Origin of the sequence: Paraburkholderia steynii (assembly GCF_900100565.1) — a bacterium.
Classification (GTDB): Bacteria; Pseudomonadota; Gammaproteobacteria; order Burkholderiales; family Burkholderiaceae; genus Paraburkholderia; species Paraburkholderia terrae.
Genome location: NZ_FNDI01000011.1, coordinates 14,079 through 36,297, shown reverse-complemented (window position 1 = coordinate 36,297; position 22,219 = coordinate 14,079). Strand labels below are relative to the sequence as shown.

Genomic DNA, 22,219 nt, shown 5'->3' with positions numbered 1-22,219 from the left:
CCGGTCTGCGTTCGTTCGTCAAGCGAGACCTCCCATGAAAGCATCGGATCTGTTCGTCAAATCGCTGGAGGCTGAAGGCGTCGAGTACGTGTTCGGCATTCCCGGCGAAGAAAATCTCGATCTCCTCGAATCGCTGCGCCGCTCCAGAATCAAGCTTGTGCTGACCCGCCATGAACAGGCAGCGGGCTTCATGGCCGCGACCTACGGGCGTCTGACGGGGCGCACGGGCGTGTGTCTCGCGACCCTCGGCCCCGGCGCGACCAACTTCGTGACGGCGGCCGCGTATGCGCAGCTCGGCGCCATGCCGATGCTGATGGTCACCGGCCAGAAGCCGATCAAGTCGAGCAAGCAGGGTCATTTCCAGATCGTCGACGTGGTGCGGATGATGGAGCCGCTTACCAAGTACACGCGGCAGATCGTGTCGGTGGCCAATATTCCTGCGTCGGTGCGCGAGGCGTTCCGTCAGGCCGAGGAAGAGCGCCCCGGCGCGACCCATCTCGAACTGCCCGAAGACGTCGCGCACGAAGAGGGCGACGGCAAACCGATTCCGAAGAGCTACAGCCGCCGTCCCGTCGCCGAGGAGAAGGCCGTTGCGCACGCGGTCAAGGCGATCGTCGAGGCGAAGCATCCGTTGCTGATGATCGGCGCGGGCGGCAATCGCAAGACCACGCGCAAGATGCTGCGCGAATTCGTCGATCAGATCGGCATTCCGTTCTTCACGACGCAAATGGGCAAGGGCGTGATCGACGAATCGCATCCGCTGTGGCTCGGCAACGCGACGCTGTCGGACGGCGACTTCGTGCATCGTGCGATCGATCACGCCGATTGCATCATCAACGTCGGTCACGACGTGATCGAAAAGCCGCCGTTCTTCATGCGCGGCGCTGATGCGGGCGAGAAGACCGTGATTCACGTCAATTTTCTCGGCGCGGAAGTGGACACTGTGTACTTCCCGCAGATCGAAGTGGTCGGCGATATCGCCAACGCCGTCTGGCAGATGAAAGAAGCGCTGCAAGGCAAAGGCGAGCATTGGGACTTCGCGCGCTTCAAGGAGATCAAGGAGCATTTCGAAGCGCATCTGGCGAAGGGCCAGCACGACGACCGCTTCCCGATGTATCCGGTGCGTGTGGTCCATGACGTGTACGAGACGATGCCCGTCGACGGCATCATCTGTCTCGACAACGGCATGTACAAGATCTGGTTCGCGCGCTATTACCGCGCGCACGAGCCGAACTCGCTGCTGCTCGACAACGCGCTCGCGTCGATGGGCGCGGGGCTGCCGTCGGCGATCGCGACCAAGATCGTGCATCCCGAGCGCAACGTGATGGCCGTGTGCGGCGACGGCGGCTTCATGATGAACTCGCAGGAACTGGAGACGGCCGTGCGGATGAAGCTCGATCTCGTCGTGCTGATCGTGCGCGACGACGCGTTCGGCATGATCCGCTGGAAGCAGGAGAACATGAACTTCCCCGACTACGGGATGACGCTGCAGAACCCCGATTTCGTCGACTACGCGAAGAGCTATGGCGCGCATGGGCACCGCGTGGCAGCGGCGGCGGAACTCGCGCCGCTCGTGCGCGAATGCTTCGCGACGCCGGGCGTGCATGTGATCGACGTGCCGATCGATTACTCCGACAACGAGCGCGTGCTGAATCGCGAGATCAAGCGGCTTTCGGCGCAGCTTTGAGCGTTGCGTTGTCTTTCTTGTCCGGCGCGCGGCGCGGTGTTTGCTGCCGGTGTTTGCTGCGTCAGCCGATTGCGATCAAGGAGAACGAGTCATGTTGCAGAAGAGTTACCCGTACTACCTCGCTAACGTTGCGGTAGCCGCGAACACCGATCTCGAAGTCACCGACAAGTTCAGCGGCGAAGTGGCGACCCGCGTCGCGATGGCCGACGCGAAGGCAATCGATAAAGCGATCGGCCTCGCCGCCGCCTCGATGCCCGCGATGCGCGCGTTCCCGCCATTCAAGCGTCAGGCCGTGCTCGAACATTGCGTGAAGCGTTTTCGCGAGCGCTTCGACGAGATGGCGATGGCGCTGTGCATCGAAGCGGGCAAGCCGATCAACGATTCGCGCGGCGAAGTCACGCGGCTGATCGATACGTTCAAGGTTGCGGCCGAAGAGTCGGTGCGCATCGACGGCGAGATCGTCAATCTGGAAATCTCGCCGCGCGCGAAGGGCTATCACGCTTATGTGAAGCGGGTGCCCATTGGGCCGTGTTCGTTCATCTCGCCATTCAACTTCCCATTGAATCTGGCCGCGCACAAGGTCGCGCCTGCGCTGGCGGCGGGCGTGCCGTTCGTGCTGAAGCCCGCTAGCCGCACGCCCATCGGCGCGCTGATCATCGGCGAAGTGCTCGCGGAAACCGATCTGCCGAAAGGCGCGTTCTCGGTGCTGCCCGCGCATCGCGACGGCGCCGATCTCTTCACCACCGATGAACGCTTCAAGCTGCTGTCGTTCACGGGTTCGCCCGCCGTCGGCTGGGACCTGAAAGCGAAGGCTGGCAAGAAGAAGGTCATTCTGGAACTGGGCGGCAACGCGGCCGCGATCGTCGATGGCGACCAGCGCGACAAGCTCGATTACGTCGTTGACCGGCTCGCGTTTGGCGCGTTCTATCAGTCGGGGCAAAGCTGCATTGGCGTGCAGCGGATTCTCGCGCATGCGTCGCTGTACGACGCGCTGCGCGAAAAGCTGATCGCGAAGACCAAGTCGCTGAAAATGGGCGATCCGAAGGACGAAAAGACTTTCGTCGGGCCGATGATCTCCGAGTCGGAGTCGCGGCGGCTCGCGGGCTGGATGGAAGGCGCGGTGAAGGCGGGCGCGCAGATCGTCGCGGGCGGCAAGGTGGACGGCGCGATGTTCGAGGCGACGCTGCTGGAAAACGTTGGGCGCGACACCGACCTGTATCGGAAGGAGGCGTTCGGGCCCGTGGCGATCCTCGAAAAGTTCGACGACTTCAAGAGTGCGCTCGCGACCGTCAATGACAGCGACTTCGGCCTGCAGGCGGGCATTTTCACGGATTCGCTCGCGCACGCGCATCAGGCCTGGGACGAACTCGAAGTGGGCGGCGTGGTCATCAACGATGTGCCGTCGTTCCGCGTCGACAATATGCCGTATGGTGGCGTCAAGGACTCGGGGCTCGGGCGCGAAGGCATCCGCTACGCGATCGAGGACATGACGGAACTGCGGCTGATGGTGATGCGCGAAACGTGGTGAACCGGGTCGACGTAAGCGGGGGCGGGGCGGCGTCAGGCGTATGTCGGCGCGCTGTCACCAGATTGACTCGTTGCGCGTCTACGCTGCCCGCGTCGGCCGTGGTCCGTCCCCTGCTTGAAATATGCCGTTTTCGTGACGGCGCGGGCGCGCCAAGCAGAAACTCCGCGCACGCGCCATGGGTATTAGTGCCGAAGTGCTACAATACCGCCCTTTCCGGCGGATGTTTCCGTCGGCCGGAGCCGGCCGCATGTTTACCGACGCTCGCCGCTATTCGCCGACGCGAGTTCGGGCCTTGTGCGGAACGCCGTGGCTCCGCCTTCATCCTGATGTCCTGACGCCCTCCGCGGCCGCGGCCGCTGCAGAAGAAGCTGCAGAAATAATCTGAGCGGACGCCCCCGCGGCCGCCTTTGGCAACGCGCAAGCGGCAAAGCGCAGGCGCATTTTTAGCGAAAGCCACCATGTCCGACACAGCAACCACGCCTACCAACGCGACCTTCGACCAGTTCGGCCTGCATGCCGACATTCTCAAAGCCATCGCGGAACAGGGCTACACGACGCCAACGCCGATCCAGGCCGAGGCGATCCCTGTTGTACTGGGCGGCCGGGACGTGATGGGCGCCGCGCAGACCGGGACGGGCAAGACGGCGGGCTTCTCGCTGCCGATCATCCAGCGTCTGCTGCCGCTCGCCAGCACGAGCGCCTCGCCGGCGCGCCACCCGGTCCGCGCGCTGATCCTTACGCCGACACGCGAACTCGCCGACCAGGTCGCAGCGAACGTGCAGGCGTACGCCAAACACACGTCGCTGCGCAGCGCCGTCGTGTTCGGCGGCGTCGACATGAATCCGCAATCGGCGGAACTGCGGCGCGGCGTCGAAATCCTGATCGCGACGCCGGGACGCCTGCTCGATCACGTGCAGCAGAAGACGGCCAATCTCGGCCAGGTGCAGATTCTCGTGCTCGACGAAGCCGACCGGATGCTCGACATGGGCTTCCTGCCCGACTTGCAGCGCATCCTGAACCTGCTTCCCGCCGAGCGTCAGACGCTGCTGTTCTCGGCGACTTTCTCGCCCGAAATCAAGAAGCTCGCGTCCACGTATCTGCGCAATCCGCAGACGATCGAAGTGGCGCGCAGCAATTCGACGGCGACCAACGTCACGCAGATCGTCTACGAGGTGGCCGAGGGCGACAAGACGGGCGCCGTCGTGAAACTGATCCGCGACCGCGGCCTCAAGCAGGTCATCGTGTTCTGCAACAGCAAGATCGGCGCGAGCCGTCTTGCGCGTCAGCTGGAGCGCGACGGCGTGGTCGCCACCGCGATTCACGGCGACCGCACGCAGAGCGAGCGCATGCAGGCGCTCGACGCGTTCAAGCGCGGCGAGATCGAAGCGCTCGTCGCGACGGACGTGGCGGCGCGCGGTCTCGACATCGCCGAGTTGCCCGCCGTGATCAACTTCGATCTGCCGTTCAACGCGGAAGACTACGTTCACCGGATCGGCCGGACGGGCCGTGCGGGCGCATCGGGCGATGCGCTGTCGCTGTTCAGCCCGAACGAGCGCAAGCAGCTTGCCGACATCGAGAAGCTGATCAAGCGGCCGCTCGACGTGCAGCGCCTGACCGTCGATACGCCCGTGCGTCATCATCACGATGAGCGCGGCGCGCCGCGGCGCGAACGCGACGATCGCGGTGGCAGCCGCCGCCGCACGACGGGCGCGCACGAGCGTCCGCATGGGACGCACCATCGTCAGCAGCCTGTCGACGATTTCTTCCTGAAGCCGTATGAGCCGTCGCCTTCGGCGGTGTCGGCTGCTGCCAAGCGCGATGAAGCGCCTGCCGCGCCCCAGAAGCCCGCATCGAAGCAGCCGCTCGCTGCGCTGCTGGGCGGCTTCGGTATGCCGCGCAAGACGACGCCTTCGAACTGACGTCGTGCCGCCGCTGTTTGTGTTTTTGCGCGGGCGGCGATGGTCTCAAATAGAAACGGCGCCTTTGCAGGCGCCGTTTGTTTTTTGCGGTCAGTGCGGGCGGACGCGTCAGCGTTTCACGCGCTCCGACCAGGCAGCGATCGCTCCCTCATAGAACATATCGAGCGACGTCGCTGCTTGCGTCAACTTCAGTCCAAGATGCAGCGCCGCGTCGTTCAGCGCGACGAGCGGGTCCGTCGCGCTTAGCGCCAATGCGCCCGTCTGCTTGCTGAGCTTTTCGCCGTCGGCATTCGTCACGACGGGTACATGCAGATAAGAGGGCGTCGGCACGCCCAGACACTGTTGCAGATAGATCTGCCGCGCGGTCGAATCGAGCAGGTCCGCGCCTCGCACGATGTGCGTGATGCCTTGATCCGCGTCGTCGACGACGACGGCCAGTTGATATGCCCATTGATCGTCCGCGCGGCGCAGGACGAAATCGCCGACTTCCGTGGCGAGGTTCTGAGTTTGCTGGCCTTGCCAGCCGTCGTCGAACGTCACGATGGCCGCGTCGCCGTCCGGCACGCGCAGACGCCATGCGCGCGCGGGCTTGCCGTTCAGGCCGTTGCGGCAGGTGCCGGGATAGGCGAGGGTCGTGTGCCGCGCATGCACGCGCACGAGCGAATCAGCGATTTCCTTGCGCGTGCAGCCGCACGGATAGACGAAGCCCTTGGCCTGCAGGCGCTCGAACGCGTGCTGGTAGAGCGGCATGCGCTGGCTTTGCCAGACGGGCGGCTCGTCGGCCACCATGCCGAAGCGAGCAAGTGTATCGAGAATATCTTCCGCTGCGCCGGGAACGGTGCGCGGACCGTCGATGTCCTCGATGCGCACGAGCCACACGCCGTGATGTGCGCGCGCATCGAGCCAGCTCGCCAGCGCGCTGACCAGCGAGCCGAAGTGCAGCGGGCCTGTCGGCGACGGCGCGAAACGGCCGCGATAGGGTTCGCTGCCGGTTGTCATGCCGCCAGGCCGTTACGGGCCGCGACGAGGCGATTCATGCGAAGCGGATTCATGCGGGCAACGATGACGCAATGCGCGCGACGCGGTTACGCCGCGTGCGCCGCATCGGTCTGCCGCTGCGCTTCAGGATGACAGGATGCGCAGGTCTTGCCTGGCACGTAGAACGGCGACTTCTGGTCTTCCGGCATGACGACGGCGCGGCAGCCGAAGCATTGCACGGTCGCTGTGGGCTGCAGGTTCGGGTCGAGGGCGGTGCGATAGTCGAACACGAAGCACTCGCCGTTATAGTGCGCGCCGCCCACTTCCTCGAAATACTTCAGGATGCCGCCTTCGAGCTGATAGACGTTGTCGATGCCGACTTCCTTCATGTGGATGGCCGCCTTCTCGCAGCGGATGCCGCCCGTACAGAACGACACAACTGTCTTACCTTCGAGGTCTGCGCGGTTCTGCTCGATCACTTCGGGGAACTCGCTGAACTTCGTGATCCGATAGTCGAGCGCGTTGTCGAACGTGCCGACATCGACTTCGAACGCGTTGCGTGTGTCGAGCATCACGACGGGGCGGCCCGCGTCGTCGTGGCCGCGGTCGAGCCATGCCTTCAGCGTACGGGCGTCGACGGCCGGCGCGCGGCCCAGTTCCGGCTGGATGGCCGGCTTTTTCATCGTGATGATTTCGCGCTTGAGTTTGACGAGCATGCGGCGAAACGGCTGCTTCTCGGACCGGCTTTCCTTGAACTGCAGTTCGGCGAACTTGCCTTCGAACAGGGGATCGTGGCGAACGTAGTCGATGAACTCGCGCACTTGCGGAATTTCACCGGCGATAAACAGGTTGATGCCCTCCGGCGCGAGCAGGATGGTGCCGCGCAGGCCGAGTTCGTTGCAGCGCGCGGTGACGTGCGGCCGCCATTCGACGGTTTTGTCGAGCGACACGAACTGGTAGGACGAAAGATTCAGGATATTCATGCTGGTCCAGCGATAAAGCGCCATGCGCGGCGCGCGCATCAAGGGCAGGCGCAGCACGCGTACGGCAGAAAAATGGATTCGAACGCGTATTATCCCTCATCCTGACAGTCGGCCCGCAATCCGCCGGACGGCATATTGACCTGCGTCGAAATAGCCGAATAGCCGACCCCGTCAAGCGCTCGCGGCCATTGACAAAGGCTCGCGCGTGAGGGCCCCTGGCCGGGTCGCCAATGGGGTGGTTTGGGGCGCTTTGGCCGAAAAATTTCGGGAGGCCGGGGTTACAATGTCGCCCATGTCAGATCCCCGCTTCGTCCATCTCCGCGTTCACTCCGAATTCTCGATTGCCGATGGCATCGTGCGCATCGACGACGTCGTCGATTCCGCTGCCAAAGACGGTCAGGGCGCACTCGCGCTCACCGATCTCGGCAATGCATTCGGTCTCGTCCGTTTCTATCAGGAAGCCCGTGGCAAAGGGGTCAAACCCATTGCCGGCTGCGACGTCTGGATCACGAATCCCGACGACCGCGACAAGCCTTCGCGGCTTCTACTGCTGGTCAAAAACAAGACTGGCTATCTGAATCTTTGCGAACTGCTGTCGAAGGCGTGGCTGACGAACCAGTATCGCGGGCGTGCGGAAGTGGAACCGGCGTGGCTCGAAAGCGGGCTCGCCGAAGGGCTGCTCGCGCTGTCGGGTGCGCAGCATGGTGACGTTGGCCTCGCGCTCGCGGCGGGCAACGAAGAAGCCGCGAAGCGCAACGCGCAGCGCTGGGCGTCGATCTTCCCGAACGGTTTCTATATCGAACTGCAGCGCGGCGGCCAGCCCGGCGTGGAGGCGTATGTGCAGCAGGCGGTCGCGCTCGCGGCGTCGCTGAAACTGCCCGTGGTCGCCACGCATCCGCTGCAGTTCATGACGCCCGACGACTTCACCGCGCACGAAGCGCGCGTGTGTATTTCGGAAGGCGATATGCTCGCGAATCCGCGTCGCCAGAAGCGCTTCACGACAGACCAGTATTTCCGCACGCAGGCCGAGATGGTCGAGCTGTTCGCGGACATTCCGTCGGCCGTCGCGAACACCATTGAAATCGCGAAGCGCTGCAATCTGACGCTCGAACTCGGTAAGCCCAAGCTGCCGCTGTTCCCGACGCCGGACGGCATGTCGCTCGACGACTACCTAGTGCAGTTGTCGAAAGAAGGGCTGGAGAAGCGTCTCGAGCAGCTGTTCCCGGAGCAGGCCGAACGCGACGCGCAGCGCGAAACGTACTATGCGCGTCTCGACTTCGAGTGCGGCACGATCATCAAGATGGGCTTCCCGGGCTACTTCCTGATCGTCGCGGACTTCATCAACTGGGCGAAGAACAATGGCGTGCCCGTCGGTCCGGGCCGGGGTTCGGGCGCGGGCTCGCTGGTCGCGTACGCGCTCGGCATTACCGACCTCGATCCGCTGCGCTACAACCTGCTGTTCGAACGTTTTCTGAATCCGGAGCGGGTGTCGATGCCCGACTTCGACATCGACTTCTGCCAGCATGGCCGCGATCGCGTGATTCAGTACGTGAAGGAGAAGTACGGCGCGGACGCCGTGTCGCAGATCGCGACGTTCGGCACGATGGCCGCGAAGGCGGCCGTGCGCGATATCGGGCGTGTGCTCGATCTCGGCTACATGTTCACGGACGGCGTCGCGAAGCTGATTCCGTTCAAGCCCGGCAAGCACGTCACCATCGCCGACGCGATGAAGGAAGAGCCGCTGCTGCAGGAGCGCTTCGACAACGAAGACGAAGTGCATCAGCTGCTCGAACTCGCACAGCGCGTAGAAGGCTTGACGCGTAACGTCGGCATGCACGCGGGCGGCGTGCTGATCGCGCCCGGCAAGCTGACGGATTTCTGTCCGCTCTATACGCAGGGTGATGAAAGCGGCGTCGTGAGCCAGTACGACAAGGACGACGTCGAAGCCGTCGGCCTCGTGAAGTTCGACTTTTTGGGCCTGACCACGCTGACCATTCTTGACTGGGCCGAGCGCTACATTCGCCGTCTCGATCCGTCGAAGGAAAACTGGTCGCTCGCGCAGGTGCCGCTCGACGACCCGGCGTCGTTCTCGATCCTCAAGAAAGCGAACACGGTCGCCGTGTTCCAGCTGGAAAGCCGCGGCATGCAGGGCATGCTGAAGGACGCGCAGCCCGACCGTTTCGAGGACATCATCGCGCTCGTGGCGTTGTATCGTCCGGGCCCGATGGACCTGATTCCCAGCTTCTGTGCGCGTAAGCACGGCCGCGAAGTGGTGGAGTATCCGGACCCGCGCGTCGAGCCTGTTCTGAAAGAGACCTACGGCATCATGGTCTACCAGGAGCAGGTGATGCAGATGGCGCAGATCATCGGCGGCTATTCGCTGGGCGGCGCCGACTTGCTGCGTCGCGCGATGGGCAAGAAGAAGCCCGAGGAGATGGCGAAGCACCGCGAGATCTTTGCGGAAGGCGCGGCGAAGAACGGTCTGACACGCGAGAAGGCCGACGAGACCTTCGACCTGATGGAGAAGTTCGCGGGCTACGGCTTCAACAAGTCGCACGCGGCCGCCTATGCGCTGCTCGCGTACCACACCGCGTGGCTCAAGGCACACCATCCCGCCGAATTCATGGCGGCCAATATGTCGCTCGCGATGGACGACACGGACAAGGTCAAGATCCTGTTCGAAGACTGCCTCGCGAACAAGATGGCCGTGCTGCCGCCCGACATCAACATGTCCGCGTACCGTTTCGAGCCGGTCGCGGAAGCGGATGGCAAGCGTTCGCGCACGATCCGCTACGGTCTCGGCGCGATCAAGGGCAGCGGCCAGAACGCGATCGAAGAAATCCTGCGTGCGCGCGAAGAAGGTTTGTTCATCGATATCTTCGATTTCTGCAACCGCATCGATCGCCGCATCGTCAATCGCCGCACGATCGAAGCGCTGATTCGCGCAGGTGCGTTCGATTCCTTGCACGAGAACCGCGCGCAACTGATCGCGTCGGTGTCGCTCGCAATGGAGGCCGCGGATCAGGCGAGCGCCAACGCGATGCAAGCGGGCCTGTTCGATATGGGCGATGCGCCGTCGCAAGGCCATGAACTGATCGACGAACCCGCGTGGCCGGAAAAGCGTCGTTTGCAGGAAGAGAAGACGGCGCTCGGCTTCTACCTGTCGGGCCATCTGTTCGACGCCTACAAGGACGAAGTGCGCCGCTTTGTGCGTCAGAAGATCGGCGAACTGAAGGAAGGGCGCGACAAGCTGGTGGCGGGCGTGATCGTGTCGCTGCGTACGCAGATGACCCAGCGCGGCAAGATGCTGATTGCGCTGCTCGACGATGGCACGGGCCAGTGCGAAGTGACCGTCTTCAACGAGCAATTCGAGGCGCACAAGCAGCTGTTCAAGGAAGACGAACTGCTGGTCGTGCAAGGTCAGGCGCGTAACGATGCGTTCACGGGCGGCATCCGTTTCACCGTCGATACGCCGATGGACCTCGGCCGCGCGCGCACGCGTTACGCGCAGGCGGTGAAGGTGCAGATGAACGGCAATGCGAATGCGCTGGTGTTGCGCTCCGTGCTCGAAGCCTATCGCGCGAAGCCGGAAGACGCGGAAGTGGCCGCGCCTGCACCCGCTGCCCGAGGCGGCGGACGTGGTGGCTTCGGCGGCGGCGATTCGGGCGGACGCGGGCAGCGGCCATCCGCGCCGATACCGAACGGCCTCGCCGTGCAGATCGTCTATCGCAGCGACAACGCGGAAGGCGAAGTGCGGCTTGGCGATGCGTGGCGCGTGAGGCCAACGGACGAACTGCTCGCCGCATTGCGCAGCGAGTTTTCAGGCAGCGCGATCGAGATCGTGTATTGATGCCGGTGACGGGCGGGGTTGGCTAACCGAACCGCCCGCGCTCAACGACCCGAAGCATCCTCGCGGCCGAGTTGGGCAAGCTTCAGAAACCGGTAATACACGGTTTCCGCATTGAACATCGCGATCATGAAACCCGCCCGGCCGTCGAGAAACCCACGCCGCAACAGATAGGTCCGCACGAACGCCCAGGCGCCTCGCGCGACGGCCTTGCCGAAGCTGCCGCGTTGACCCGCCGCATGACGCTGTTGCGCGCCCGCCGTCGAATACGCGTCGAGCTTGCGCAGCACCGTCTCGAGGTCTTCGTACGAGTGGTGCATCAGCTTGCCTTCCAGCCGCTTCGCGGGCGAATCGAATACGAGCCGCTCATGCACGAGGTCGTCGGAGAAGCGCGCGGCGCCGTGTTTGAAGAGACGCGGAATCCAGTCGGGATACCAGCCGCTGTGGCGCACCCAATGTCCGCAGAAGGCGGACAGGCGGTCGATGGCGTAGACATCCGCGGCGGGCGCGGCGAGCACGCCCGCGATCGACACGGCCAGTTCCGGCGTGACGATCTCATCGGCGTCGATCGACAGCACCCAGGTCGTACCGAGCGCATCCAGCGCGCGGTTCTTCTGCGGGCCGAAGCCTGGCCAATCGGTGTTCGCGAGCACGCGCGCGCCGTGTGCGCGGGCGATATCGACAGTGCGATCGGTGCTGCCGCTGTCGACGACGACGATTTCATCGGCGAATGCGACGGCGCGCAGGCATTCGTCGAGGCGGAGCGCGGCGTTCTTAGTGATGAGGGCGACGCCGAGTGTGGGTTGTGTCATGCGAATCGATGCCGGGAGGGACGGCGCACGGTCCGCCCAGCCTGCTGCCGAGGCACCGTCGCCCAACGAAAGTTGCGCAAGTATATACACAGCGGCGTACAGCGGCGCGCAGTGGGCGAGGGCGCAAACCGTTGACGAACGTGCGCGTCGGACCCCCTCGCTCGCGCCGCGCCGCGAAAATCTGCAAACGCGTGGATTTCCAATCATTTAGCCGCGTCGGGATGGCATGCCGAACGGTTTACAATGTCGCATTTGCAATCCGCCCGAGGGCGGCCCACGGGTGCCGTGAAGGGTGCCCGCATTCCCAGAGGAACTCTTGAGCGCCAAGCCAACGTTAAGCAAGCCCATCGGCTCCGGTGAAGCAACGTCGACTGTCGTCGTCCTGCGCCGGCTGTGGCCGTATGTGAAGCCGCTCATCTGGACCGTTGTCGCCGCCATCCTCACGATGGGCGTCGTCGCCGCCACCGAGGCGGGGATTCCCGCACTGCTCAAGCCGCTGCTCGACCACGGCTTCGGCACGCACAGCAGCGACAGCGCGAAATGGTTCGTGCCACTCGCCATAATCGGCCTCGCGCTGTTGCGCGGCGTCACGCAGTACGCGTCGGGCTACCTTCTTTCCTACGTGTCGAACCGCATCCTGCTGGATCTGCGGCTGACCATGTTCAACAGGATGATTCACAGCAGTGTTTCGTTCTTTCAGCGCGAGACGGCCAGCACGGTCATCAACGCGATCGTCTTCGAGGTCAACCAGATCCTGAACGTGCTGATCGGCGTGATGGTGACGCTCGTGCGCGATTCGCTGACGGTCGTGTTCCTGCTCGGCTATCTGTTCTATCTGAACTGGCGCCTGACGCTGATCGTCGCGGTGCTGCTGCCGGGCATCGGCTGGCTGGTGGGCAAGATCAACCGCCGGCTGCGCCGCCTGAACCGCGAACATCAGACGCTCACCAACGAGCTGTCCTATATCGTCGAGGAGACGGTGGGCGGCTACAAGGTCGTCAAGGTGCACAACGGCGAGCGCTACGAGATCGACCGTTTCACGGAGATGAGCAAGCAGCTGCGCGGCTATTCGATGCGCATGACGGTATCGGGCGGCCTCGCGCAGCCGCTGACGCAATTTCTGGCGTCGATCGCGCTTGCTGTCGTGATCACGATTGCCGTCGTGCAGTCGTCGCACGATCAGACGACGGTCGGCGGCTTTGTCGCGTTCGTCACGTCGATGCTGCTGATCATTTCGCCGCTCAAGCATCTGATGGACGTGAATCAACCGTTGCAACGCGGGATGACGGCGGCCGAACTGATCTTCGGACTGATCGACGAGCCGTCGGAGCCGCCAGGCGGCGGACTCAAACTGGAGCGCTCGACGGGCGAAGTCGAGTTCCGCGACGTGTCGTTCAGGTACGGCGCGACGGGTCCGATGCAGCGGCAGACGCTCGATAGCGTGTCGTTCAAGGTCGCGCCAGGCGAAATGGTCGCGCTGGCCGGCCCGTCGGGCAGCGGCAAGACGACGCTGGTGAACCTGCTGCCGCGCTTCTTCGATCCGAGCGACGGGCAGGTACTCGTCGACGGCGTCGCGTTGCCGGAGTACGGCATCCATGAATTGCGCAGCCAGATCGCGATGGTGAGCCAGGACGTCGTGCTGTTCAACGACACGATCGCGAACAACGTCGCCTACGGACAGCCCGCGGACGCGGAACGCGTGAAGGCGGCCTTGCATGCGGCCAATCTGTGGGACACGGTGGCGGCGATGCCGAACGGCATCGATACGCTGATCGGCGACAACGGCATGATGCTGTCGGGCGGCCAGCGTCAACGTCTCGCGATTGCGCGCGCGGTCTACAAGGACGCGCCTATCCTGATTCTCGACGAAGCCACATCCGCGCTCGACTCCGAATCCGAGCGCCACGTGCAGGCCGCGCTCGAAACGCTGATGAAGGGCCGCACGACGCTCGTGATCGCGCATCGGCTGTCGACCATCGAGCGCGCGGACCGCATCCTCGTGCTCGACGCGGGGCGCATCGTCGAGCGTGGCAGCCATCGTGAGCTGCTCGCGCAGAACGGGCTGTACGCGCATCTGCATCGCATCCAGTTCCAGCAGCATGCGGCGTGACGACCGCGTGACCCCACAATAGAACGCCCGCGCGGCCCTGGGCCGCACGCGGGCGCGCCCGCCGCTGCGATGCGTGCGATGCAGCCGGCGACCATTCAGACAGTTGGCATGATTCACATCTTCAACGGCTTTCACAATCCGAACGGCGGCAGCGAGCAGGAGGCACTGCGCCTGTACGAGCTGCTGCACGGCAAGGGCGACGTGCAGCTCTGGAGCACGTCGTCGCGGACGTCGGACGAACTGTCGGCGGCGTATCCGATCCGCCGGCTCGCGCCGCTCAAGGCCAGCGTGCCGCGCGGCGGCACGTATGTGTTCGTCGGCGCGCATTGGCGCCACCGCGTATGGCCGTATTTCGCAGGGCGTCCCGAGAGGCTCGTGTACGTGTTCAACACGTTTCATCCGAAGCTGCTCGCGCTGACGTCGGCACCGCCGCCGCTGTTGCGCTGGCCCGCGACCGAGTTCGTGCTGATTTCCGCGTTTCAGTCGAGGCTGCTCGGCGTGAAGGGCGAGATCCAGCCGTCGCCGATCGATATCGGCCGCTTTGCGCCGCGCGAGCGTGAAACGCGCGCGCAGCCGGTAATCGGCCGTCTGAGCCGCGACACGGCCGACAAACATCACCCCGACGACATCGCCGTGTACAGGACGCTCGCTGAGCGCGGCTGCAAGCTGCTGCTGCAAGGCGCGACGACGCTGGCGGGCGCGCTGCCGCAAGACGACGCGATCCGTCTGTTGCCCGAAGGCGCGATGGCCGCGCCGGACTTTCTGCACGAGCTCGATATCTTCTACTACCGTACGGGCGAGCACGTCGAGACGTTCGGCCGCGTGGTGCTCGAGGCGATGGCGTGCGGTTTGCCCGTCGTGTGCCACCGGCACGGCGGCTACGCGGATGTCGTCCGGCATGGCGAAAACGGCTATCTGTTCGATACGTCGGACGAAGCGCTGGCGATACTCGCTGAACTGATCGCGCAGCCGGCGTTGCGCGCAAAGATTGGTGCGGCCGCGCGCAAGACTGTCGAGCAACTGTATTCCCCAGAGGCACTCGATGCCCGCACCGCGTTCTATCTGCGCGACGCCACGCGATGACTTTCCGCGCCTTACCGCCGCTTGCATGGCGCGCAGGTGTGAAACCAAATCGCATGGTGACCATGAGATGATGGCGATGGCGTGACCCGTCGCCCGGGCACGGACGCAGGCAGAATCAGGCAGGATCAGCAAAGATCAACAAAAGGCACCGGCCGACGAAAACCGGGCCATCGACGCAGCGAGCCCTTGGTCCGAGGCTACGCGAGCGCATTTCGTCAATGAGAGTCGAAGCTACATGCAACACGCTACAAAAGATTCGTATCCCCTGATCCTTGCGCGAAGTTTCGCGGTGTTCGCGCTGTTTGCCGTGCCGTTGTCGACGGCCGGCGTCAATATCGCGGCGACGCTGTTTGCGGTGTGCGCGCTGCTGTCGCCCGAAGTGTGGCGCAACTGGCGCTCGCTGTTCACCGACCGCGTGAGCGTCGCGGCGCTGTTGCTCGCCGCCGTGCTGACGCTGAGCCTCGCGTGGACGACGGCGGATCGCGTGCATGCGCTGGACTTCCTGATGAAGTACCGCAAGCTGATCTATCTGCCGCTGCTGATCCTGACGTTCCGCGATTGCCGCACGTCCGCGTGGACGACGGCTGCGAAGTGGGCGCTGTTCAGCGCGTTGACGCTTTTGCTGTTGCTGTCATGCTCGAATTACTTCGGCTGGACGTCCATTGGCCCGTGGCACTCCAATACCGATCCGATCCGCAGGGCGTGGGTCTTCAAGGACCATATCGCGGCGGGCATCATGATGGCGCTGCTGTTCTATCTGGCGCTGAACTTCGCGAAGCACGCGCGCGCGCGGGCCGCGAAGATGGCGCTCTATGTCGTCGCGCTGCTGGCCATCGTCAACGTGCTGTTGATGATGCAGGGTCGCACGGGGCAGATCATCGCGATTCTCTTCATCTTGATTTACGTCGTGACGTACTTTACGTCGCTGCGCGGCGTGAAGCCGTGGGTGCGGTGGGGGAGCGGCGTGGTGCTGGTGGCCATTGCGGGCGGTCTCGTGTACGCGGCGCTGCATTCGCATGGTTCGCGGCTCGCGGAAACGAACGACGAAATCAGCGCATACGAAACGTCGAACAAGAACACGTCGATGGGCGTGCGTATTGTGTTCTACCGGCGCAGCCTCGAATTGTTGGCCGAGCGGCCGATCATCGGCCACGGCGTGGGCACTGTGCAGGACGAGTTCGACGCGTACGCGCGCAACAACACGGGCGCCGCCGCGGCCACGGCGGGCAATCCGCACAACGAATTTCTGCTGATGGGTATTCAGCTGGGCGCGGTCGGCATTGCGCTATTCGTGTTCCTGCTCGTGCAGATCGGTCGGACCGCGACCGAATTGAGCGAGCCCGCGCGCACGATCGTGTTCGCTTATCTGTTCGCTTTTACGATCGGCTGCTTTGCGAACTCGCTGTTGCTCAACTTTACCGAAGGCAATCTGTTTATCTTCCTCATCGGCATTTTCTTGAGCTGTCGTAAAGGCACACCGGCGCAGGCGTAAGAGCGCCTCCAGGACGGTAAGACGAGTTCGACCTGGATCAGACGCCGCTCGTCACCAGCGACAACACCGACAGATCCGGATGCGTACCTTCGACGATGCTCTTGCCCACGTGTACGGCTTCATAGGTCGCGTCGTCGAGTGTCTTGAACGACTCCTCGCCGTCCGCGTGAAACGTCACCGTGTGGCCGGGCGATTTCGGGTCTGCGCCGGGATGGCACACGTAGCCGATATACGTGTAGCGTTCGCTGCCGTCTTTCAGTGACGGCGCGACGTGAATCTCGAAGCCTTCATAGTCGACTTTTTGCCAATTCAGGGTTGCGGCCTCGTCGGGCATGATTGCCTCCGTGCGGGCGGCGGGGCGTCGGCGGCCTGACGATGATGGGCGACGTCCACGCTTGCCGTGTGTCGTGCGCCGCGGTGCGCGGCGCTATTTAATGTGGCGGGGAAAGGGGTTCAGTGCCGGTGGCGCAGGCGTTCCCACCAGCGATGCCCGTCGTAGCGGCCCGACGTTCCGTCGCGGATGTGATGCACGTGATGCTCGCGCCGCAACTGATGCGACAGCAGCGTCGCGATGACCGCCAGCACGACGATGCCGACCACGATGCCAACCATTGATTCAGCCATGGCTGCCTCCGTCTATTGCAACTGCATATCGAAAGTCTAGTTGATTTGCCGGAACAGGGCGGGCGGCGGTTTCGTCAGGCCCCATACACCTTCGGCACGCCGCGCCCGATCAATCTCTGTAACCCCTACACGGAAGTCATTGAAATTTCGTATTGCCTTCCGATGCGGGTTGCATTGGTGAGTCAGTTTTCGTCGTCGGAAAGCAGCGCTTCGAGGCCGAAAAGCCATGCGATGCTGAAGGTCAGTGGGCCCGCCGCTGAGCGCTTCGGTAACGCGCTTTTCTCGTTAGACGCCGGGCGGTAAAGCCCGTCGTAGCAAGGGGTAGGTAGAGCTGTCTGATCGTCGTTGTATTCGTATTGTTCGGAGCGCATGTCGCCTCCCGCGTGCGGTGTGATCCTCTGACAGCAAACGGTGTGCCATGTGGGGCTTGCTCTGTCTGTTTGCGAGTTCGATGTGCGGCAGTTGCTTCACGAACTTTTGCAAATGGATCGTGGCTCCGTGCTACTAATTCGGCACATCCACTCGCACGGTCGGGTATGGGAACGGAACTGAAAGCGGATTCATGGCATCGCTATGTGCTGTACAAGCGCGACGATTACATGCGCGCTACGGTCGGAGACGAGGCGGCGAAACGAACCGCTATTGATGCCGGCCGGAAGTTCACGCTCGCTGCCTACGCTGACGTCTGGGCGAAGGACGCTGCGCTTGTCCGGCGCGTGCGCCGGTTTCTTGGCAACAATTTTCACTGGCATGATCGGTTGGCCAGATCCGGCTCAGATCTTGAAGTCGTGCAAATGCTGCAGCGCATGGTCCGAAGCCATGTCAGCGCCATCGTGGTGATCCCGGAAAATACTTCGCTCGACGGAAATAGCAGCACGGCGTCAGTCAAATCAGTTGCATCGTCATTCTGGGGTTGCGTCGACTACGAAGCCGAACTTGACGTCCCGCTTGCGGATCGCTATCGGGCACAACTCGAACGGATGAATGCGAGTGCGCTAACCTGGCCCGAAATCAAGGCGATGATGGACGGCATGAACCAGGAGTTCATGCACGCGATGGTGCTCAAAGATCCGCTCGGGACCTTGCCGTTGTTTGCTCAAGCAGGATGGATCAGCCGATACGGATTGCCGGATCTGTCTGACTTTGGAGCGGACGATGTGGCCGGTGCAGATGACGTCGGAGGCGGCTCTTTCACGACATTGGGCACTACGCAGCCTTTCGAATACGTCCCCGACGAGACGGGCGGTGACGTTGAAGAGCTTGCAGCCAGCACACTTAAACCGGGCTATGCAGCGAAAATGCTTGGTTACAGCAGTCAGCAGTTCCGTGAGATGGTCCACCGCTTCAAGGCTCAGAATGGAGTCGGGCCGAACGACGACCTCGAGTGGCACGACAATGGCGACGTCTATTTCAATGGCGAATACATCGACAATTTCCACGACTATCAAAACTGAACGGGAGACTTATGAATGCTGAAGTCGAACTAGCCTATGTCAGCTTTACAATCTCGGGCGACAACGTAGCGCCCGGGTTCTGGACGGGGTATTTCGGTGTTCAGCCAGATATCGCCGTGACGAAGGGCGCGCCGATCAGGGGTGCTGGCGGAACAGGAACGGCGCAGCGGCGTACGGGTGTTTGGGGATTGGAAAGCAGGTTGGCTGTCCGGAACGATCAACTCGGTCCGCACTTGCAGTTTCTGCAGAAACGCCTCGGTCTTCCGCGCGCCGACCTCCGGGCACTTGTCGAACAGGCCGGCGCAAGAATGCGGTTCTTCTGCTATTGGGTGAACGAAAGCGGTAACCGCGTGCCCGTCATTCCGTGCGATATCCAGACGATGGCCGAGGACCAGGGGATTGCCATCGACATTGACGAATACCGATAACGCTGCTTACATCAGCACAATATCGTACTGCTCCTGACTCAGATTCGACTCAACTTGCAACGAAACCGGCTTGCCGATGAAATCCATCAACATGGCCAGATGTTGCGATTCTTCTTCGAGAAACAGATCGATCACCTGCTGCGACGCGACCACGCGAAACTCGCGCGGATTGAACTGACGCGACTCACGCAGAATTTCCCGCAGCACGTCATAACAGACGGTACGCGCCGTCTTCACCTGCCCCTTGCCCTGGCAAATAGGGCACGGCTCGCACAACACATGCGCAAGCGACTCACGCGTGCGCTTTCTCGTCATCTCGACCAACCCGAGTTGCGAGAACCCGTTCACCGTCACGCGGGTACGGTCACGCGACAGCGCCTTCTTCAGTTCGTTGAGCACCTGATCGCGATGCTCGACATTCTCCATATCGATGAAGTCGATGATGATCACGCCGCCCAGATTGCGCAGCCGCAACTGACGCGCGATCGTATGTGCCGCTTCGAGATTGGTCTTGAAGATCGTGTCGTCGAAATTGCGTGCGCCGACGTAGCCGCCCGTGTTCACGTCGATGGTCGTCATCGCTTCCGTCTGGTCGATCACCAGATAGCCGCCCGACTTCAGATCGACACGCCTTGACAGCGCGCGCTGGATTTCCGTCTCGATGTTGTACAGATCGAAGAGGGGACGCTCACCCGTGTAGTGATGCAGCTTCGACGACACAGCGGGCGTGAACTCGGCCGCGAACTCCGCGAGCATCTGATACGTCTCACGCGAATCCACCTGAATGCGCGTGGTCTCGTCATTGACGAAGTCGCGCAGCACGCGCTGTGCGAGATTCAAGTCCTGATAAAGCAGGCTCGTGGGCGGCATGCGCTGCCCCTGCGAAAGTATGGTCGCCCATGTCTTGCGCAGATACGCAACGTCACCGGCCAGTTCTTCGCTCGTCGCGTCTTCTGCGATGGTGCGCACGATGTAGCCGCCTTTCTCGTCGACGGGCAGCACCGACGTCAGCCGCGCACGCACAGCCTCGCGCTCGGCTTCGCTTTCGATCTTTTGCGAAATGCCGATATGCGGTTCCTGCGGCAGATAGACGAGCGTGCGCCCGGCGATGCTCACCTGCGTGGACAGCCGTGCGCCTTTCGTGCCGATCGGGTCCTTGACGACCTGGACCATCAGCGATTGCCCTTCGAAGACGATCTTCTCGATGGGTTGATGCGGCACCTGCTGCTGCGGTTCGCCCGCGAGCCGCGGATGCCAGATATCGGCGACGTGCAGAAACGCAGCGCGCTCCAGACCGATATCGATAAACGCGGACTGCATGCCCGGCAGCACACGCACCACCTTGCCGAGATAGACATTGCCGACGCGCCCGCGTGACAGCGTGCGCTCGACGTGAAGCTCCTGCACTGCGCCCTGCTGGACCAACGCTACGCGCGTCTCCTGTGGCGTAACGTTAATCAGGATTTCTTCGTTCATGGTGTTGTTTTAGAAGTCGATGCGCGCCGCACGTAGAAGGGCAGCGGTTTCAAACAATGGCAAACCCATGATACCTGAATAGGACCCGTCGATATGCTCGATAAACTCCGCCGCGCGGCCTTGAATCCCATACGCGCCCGCCTTGCCGAGCGGCTCGCCGCTTGCTGCGTAGCGGCGCAGCGCATCGCTTTGCACTGCAGCAAAGCGCACTCGCGATACCGATAGCGCGGGCGCGAGCAGTTCGCCCTGTACATCGACGACAGCCACGGACGTCAGCACTTCATGATCGCGGCCCGCAAGGCGCGTGAGCATGGTGACGGCGTCGTCGGCATCGATCGGCTTGCCGAGAATCGCATCGTCGATCGTGACGGTTGTGTCGGCAACCAGAATGGGCGCGTTCGCGTGGCCGCCCGCGACGAGCCGCGCGCGCGCCGCACGCGCCTTCGCGATGCACACACGCATCACGTAGTCGTGCGCGCGCTCGCCGGGCAACTCGGCTTCGAGCGCTTCCGCGTCTTCATCGGGGCGCGGCAGCAGCAGCTCGAAGCGCACGCCCAGTTGCGTGAGCAACTCCTGGCGGCGCGGGCTTTGCGACGCGAGATAGACGAACGGAAAGACAGCGGACTGATTAGACATGGATCGGCTTCAAAGAAACGGGAAACGCGGCTCGGCAAAGGCGCAAGCCCACGAAAGCGTTGAGCGTAACAGATGGCGCAGACGGTACAACCTGGCCATTCGGCCAGGTTGTACACCGTGCGAGACAGCCGGAAGATGAAGGCGTGTTCAGACCCGGAGTTCAGGCCCGATGGTACGGATGATTCTGCGTGATGGTCCACGCGCGATACAGTTGCTCGGCAAGCAGCACACGGACCATCGCGTGCGGCAGGGTGAGGCTCGACAGGCGCAGCAGCATGTCCGCGCGCGCCTTCAGTTCGGGGTCGAGCCCGTCCGCACCGCCAATCAGAAACGCGACGTCGCGCCCGTCCTGTTGCCACGAGGGCAGGGCGTTGGCGAGCTGCATCGTGGTCCAGTCCTTGCCGCGTTCATCAAGCGCGACGATGCGCGCGTTCTTCGGCAACGCGGCTTCGATCTTCTGGCGCTCGGCGGCCATCACGCTTTCGGCGGAGCGGCCCGACGAACGCTGCTCGGGCTTGAGCTCGCGCAGCTCGATGCGCAGCTCGGGCGGCATGCGCTTCGCGTACTCGTCGAAGCCCGTGGCGATCCAGTCCGGCATCTTGTGGCCAACCGCGACGATATGCAGTTTCATCGTCAGCCTCGCGCCCGGTCAGCGCCGCCCGTAGCGGCAGGCGCAAACCTGGTCGTGGACAGCGGCACGCTCACGAGCGGCGGCGGGCAGGTGCCTTGCGTGCCGGACGCGCGACGGGTGCTTCCTCGTCTTCGTCCTCGTCGTCGAGCGGCTCGGACGGACGGGCGCCGCCGAACGGGTTCGGCGTCGACAGCTTTACGCGCACCGGCTTGTCGCCCCAGATCTCTTCGAGGTTGTAGTACTGGCGCAGGGCCGGCTGAAGGATGTGTACGACGGCGTCGCCGCAGTCAACCAGCACCCATTCGCCGATGTCTTCGCCCTCGGTGCTGATGATGTCGCCGCCCGCTTCCTTGACCTTTTCGCGCACGCTGGACGCGAGCGCCTTGGTCTGGCGGTTCGACGTGCCGCTCGCGACGATGACGCGATCGAACAGTTCGGTGAGGTGGCTGGTGTTGAACACCCTGATGTCTTGCGCTTTCACGTCTTCGAGTGCGTCGACGATCGCGCGTTGCAGCTTGCGTATATCCATGG

At 63.2% G+C, this 22,219-nt stretch carries 19 protein-coding genes; 9 read left to right on the top strand and 10 right to left on the bottom strand.

Translation table 11 applies throughout. The annotated features are described in order from the left end of the window. The first annotated feature begins 34 nt into the window (after positions 1–34). The 3 genes from BLT65_RS20390 to BLT65_RS20380 all read left to right on the top strand — a co-directional run bounded on the left by BLT65_RS20390 (position 35) and on the right by BLT65_RS20380 (position 5,134). Complete coding sequence (locus tag BLT65_RS20390; protein WP_091780297.1) at positions 35–1,687, top strand: acetolactate synthase large subunit; 1,653 nt, start codon at positions 35–37, stop codon at positions 1,685–1,687. 91 nt (positions 1,688–1,778) lie between these two features. Then, complete coding sequence (locus tag BLT65_RS20385) at positions 1,779–3,215, top strand: aldehyde dehydrogenase family protein (protein ID WP_091780294.1); 1,437 nt, start codon at positions 1,779–1,781, stop codon at positions 3,213–3,215. A gap of 458 nt (positions 3,216–3,673) precedes the next feature. Continuing rightward, entirely contained in the window at positions 3,674–5,134 is a 1,461-nt protein-coding gene (locus BLT65_RS20380; protein ID WP_079486244.1) for a DEAD/DEAH box helicase, read from the top strand. Positions 5,135–5,242: 108 nt separating this feature from the next. Here the strand turns inward: BLT65_RS20380 and gluQRS are convergent, their stop codons facing one another. Together gluQRS and BLT65_RS20370 are read right to left on the bottom strand one after the other, a co-directional pair. Then, complete coding sequence (gene gluQRS, locus BLT65_RS20375; protein WP_091780291.1) at positions 5,243–6,133, bottom strand: tRNA glutamyl-Q(34) synthetase GluQRS; 891 nt, start codon at positions 6,131–6,133, stop codon at positions 5,243–5,245. 86 nt (positions 6,134–6,219) lie between these two features. Next, positions 6,220–7,095, bottom strand: coding sequence for a sulfurtransferase (locus BLT65_RS20370; RefSeq protein WP_091780659.1), 876 nt, complete (start codon positions 7,093–7,095; stop codon positions 6,220–6,222). A gap of 283 nt (positions 7,096–7,378) precedes the next feature. On the opposite strand from BLT65_RS20370, the gene dnaE reads away from it, so the two are divergent. Further along, a complete protein-coding gene (dnaE, locus tag BLT65_RS20365; protein WP_091780289.1) occupies positions 7,379–10,945 on the top strand; it encodes a DNA polymerase III subunit alpha in 3,567 nt (1,188 codons plus the stop codon). Between the two features lie 41 nt (positions 10,946–10,986). Here dnaE and BLT65_RS20360 read toward each other — a convergent pair whose 3' ends face one another. Next, positions 10,987–11,754: a glycosyltransferase family 2 protein gene (locus BLT65_RS20360; protein WP_091780286.1), complete on the bottom strand. Its 768-nt coding sequence runs from the start codon at positions 11,752–11,754 to the stop codon at positions 10,987–10,989. A 316-nt stretch (positions 11,755–12,070) separates the two neighbouring features. Between BLT65_RS20360 and msbA the strand changes: the two genes are divergently transcribed. The 3 genes from msbA (at position 12,071) to BLT65_RS20345 (ending at position 16,439) form a co-directional block, all read left to right on the top strand. Next, positions 12,071–13,864 (top strand): lipid A export permease/ATP-binding protein MsbA, encoded by a 1,794-nt coding sequence (gene msbA, locus BLT65_RS20355; RefSeq protein WP_091780283.1) that lies wholly within the window; start codon positions 12,071–12,073, stop codon positions 13,862–13,864. A gap of 108 nt (positions 13,865–13,972) precedes the next feature. Continuing rightward, positions 13,973–14,947: a glycosyltransferase family 4 protein gene (locus tag BLT65_RS20350; RefSeq protein ID WP_244186534.1), complete on the top strand. Its 975-nt coding sequence runs from the start codon at positions 13,973–13,975 to the stop codon at positions 14,945–14,947. Between the two features lie 235 nt (positions 14,948–15,182). Further along, positions 15,183–16,439, top strand: a complete 1,257-nt coding sequence (locus BLT65_RS20345; RefSeq protein ID WP_091780276.1) for an O-antigen ligase family protein — start codon at positions 15,183–15,185, stop codon at positions 16,437–16,439. 37 nt (positions 16,440–16,476) lie between these two features. Here BLT65_RS20345 and BLT65_RS20340 read toward each other — a convergent pair whose 3' ends face one another. From BLT65_RS20340 to BLT65_RS20335, 3 genes are all read right to left on the bottom strand, one after another. Then, on the bottom strand, positions 16,477–16,773 hold the full coding sequence (locus BLT65_RS20340) for a hypothetical protein (protein ID WP_042310245.1): 297 nt from the start codon (positions 16,771–16,773) through the stop codon (positions 16,477–16,479). 119 nt (positions 16,774–16,892) lie between these two features. Continuing rightward, positions 16,893–17,063, bottom strand: coding sequence for a hypothetical protein (locus tag BLT65_RS47250; protein WP_007744176.1), 171 nt, complete (start codon positions 17,061–17,063; stop codon positions 16,893–16,895). Positions 17,064–17,245: 182 nt separating this feature from the next. Further along, positions 17,246–17,434 (bottom strand): hypothetical protein, encoded by a 189-nt coding sequence (locus tag BLT65_RS20335; RefSeq protein WP_091780273.1) that lies wholly within the window; start codon positions 17,432–17,434, stop codon positions 17,246–17,248. Positions 17,435–17,599: 165 nt separating this feature from the next. On the opposite strand from BLT65_RS20335, the gene BLT65_RS47920 reads away from it, so the two are divergent. Both BLT65_RS47920 and BLT65_RS20325 read left to right on the top strand, forming a co-directional pair. Next, positions 17,600–18,517 (top strand): hypothetical protein, encoded by a 918-nt coding sequence (locus BLT65_RS47920; protein WP_244186533.1) that lies wholly within the window; start codon positions 17,600–17,602, stop codon positions 18,515–18,517. Positions 18,518–18,528: 11 nt separating this feature from the next. Beyond that, entirely contained in the window at positions 18,529–18,945 is a 417-nt protein-coding gene (locus tag BLT65_RS20325) for a DUF4279 domain-containing protein (RefSeq protein WP_091780270.1), read from the top strand. 6 nt (positions 18,946–18,951) lie between these two features. Here BLT65_RS20325 and rng read toward each other — a convergent pair whose 3' ends face one another. The 4 genes from rng to rsfS all read right to left on the bottom strand — a co-directional run bounded on the left by rng (position 18,952) and on the right by rsfS (position 22,217). After that, positions 18,952–20,421, bottom strand: coding sequence for a ribonuclease G (gene rng, locus BLT65_RS20320; RefSeq protein ID WP_007583428.1), 1,470 nt, complete (start codon positions 20,419–20,421; stop codon positions 18,952–18,954). A gap of 9 nt (positions 20,422–20,430) precedes the next feature. Then, positions 20,431–21,057 (bottom strand): Maf family protein, encoded by a 627-nt coding sequence (locus tag BLT65_RS20315; RefSeq protein ID WP_091780267.1) that lies wholly within the window; start codon positions 21,055–21,057, stop codon positions 20,431–20,433. 160 nt (positions 21,058–21,217) lie between these two features. Beyond that, a complete protein-coding gene (rlmH, locus tag BLT65_RS20310; protein WP_007583432.1) occupies positions 21,218–21,688 on the bottom strand; it encodes a 23S rRNA (pseudouridine(1915)-N(3))-methyltransferase RlmH in 471 nt (156 codons plus the stop codon). A gap of 70 nt (positions 21,689–21,758) precedes the next feature. Continuing rightward, positions 21,759–22,217: a ribosome silencing factor gene (rsfS, locus tag BLT65_RS20305; protein WP_091780264.1), complete on the bottom strand. Its 459-nt coding sequence runs from the start codon at positions 22,215–22,217 to the stop codon at positions 21,759–21,761. Positions 22,218–22,219: the final 2 nt, after the last annotated feature.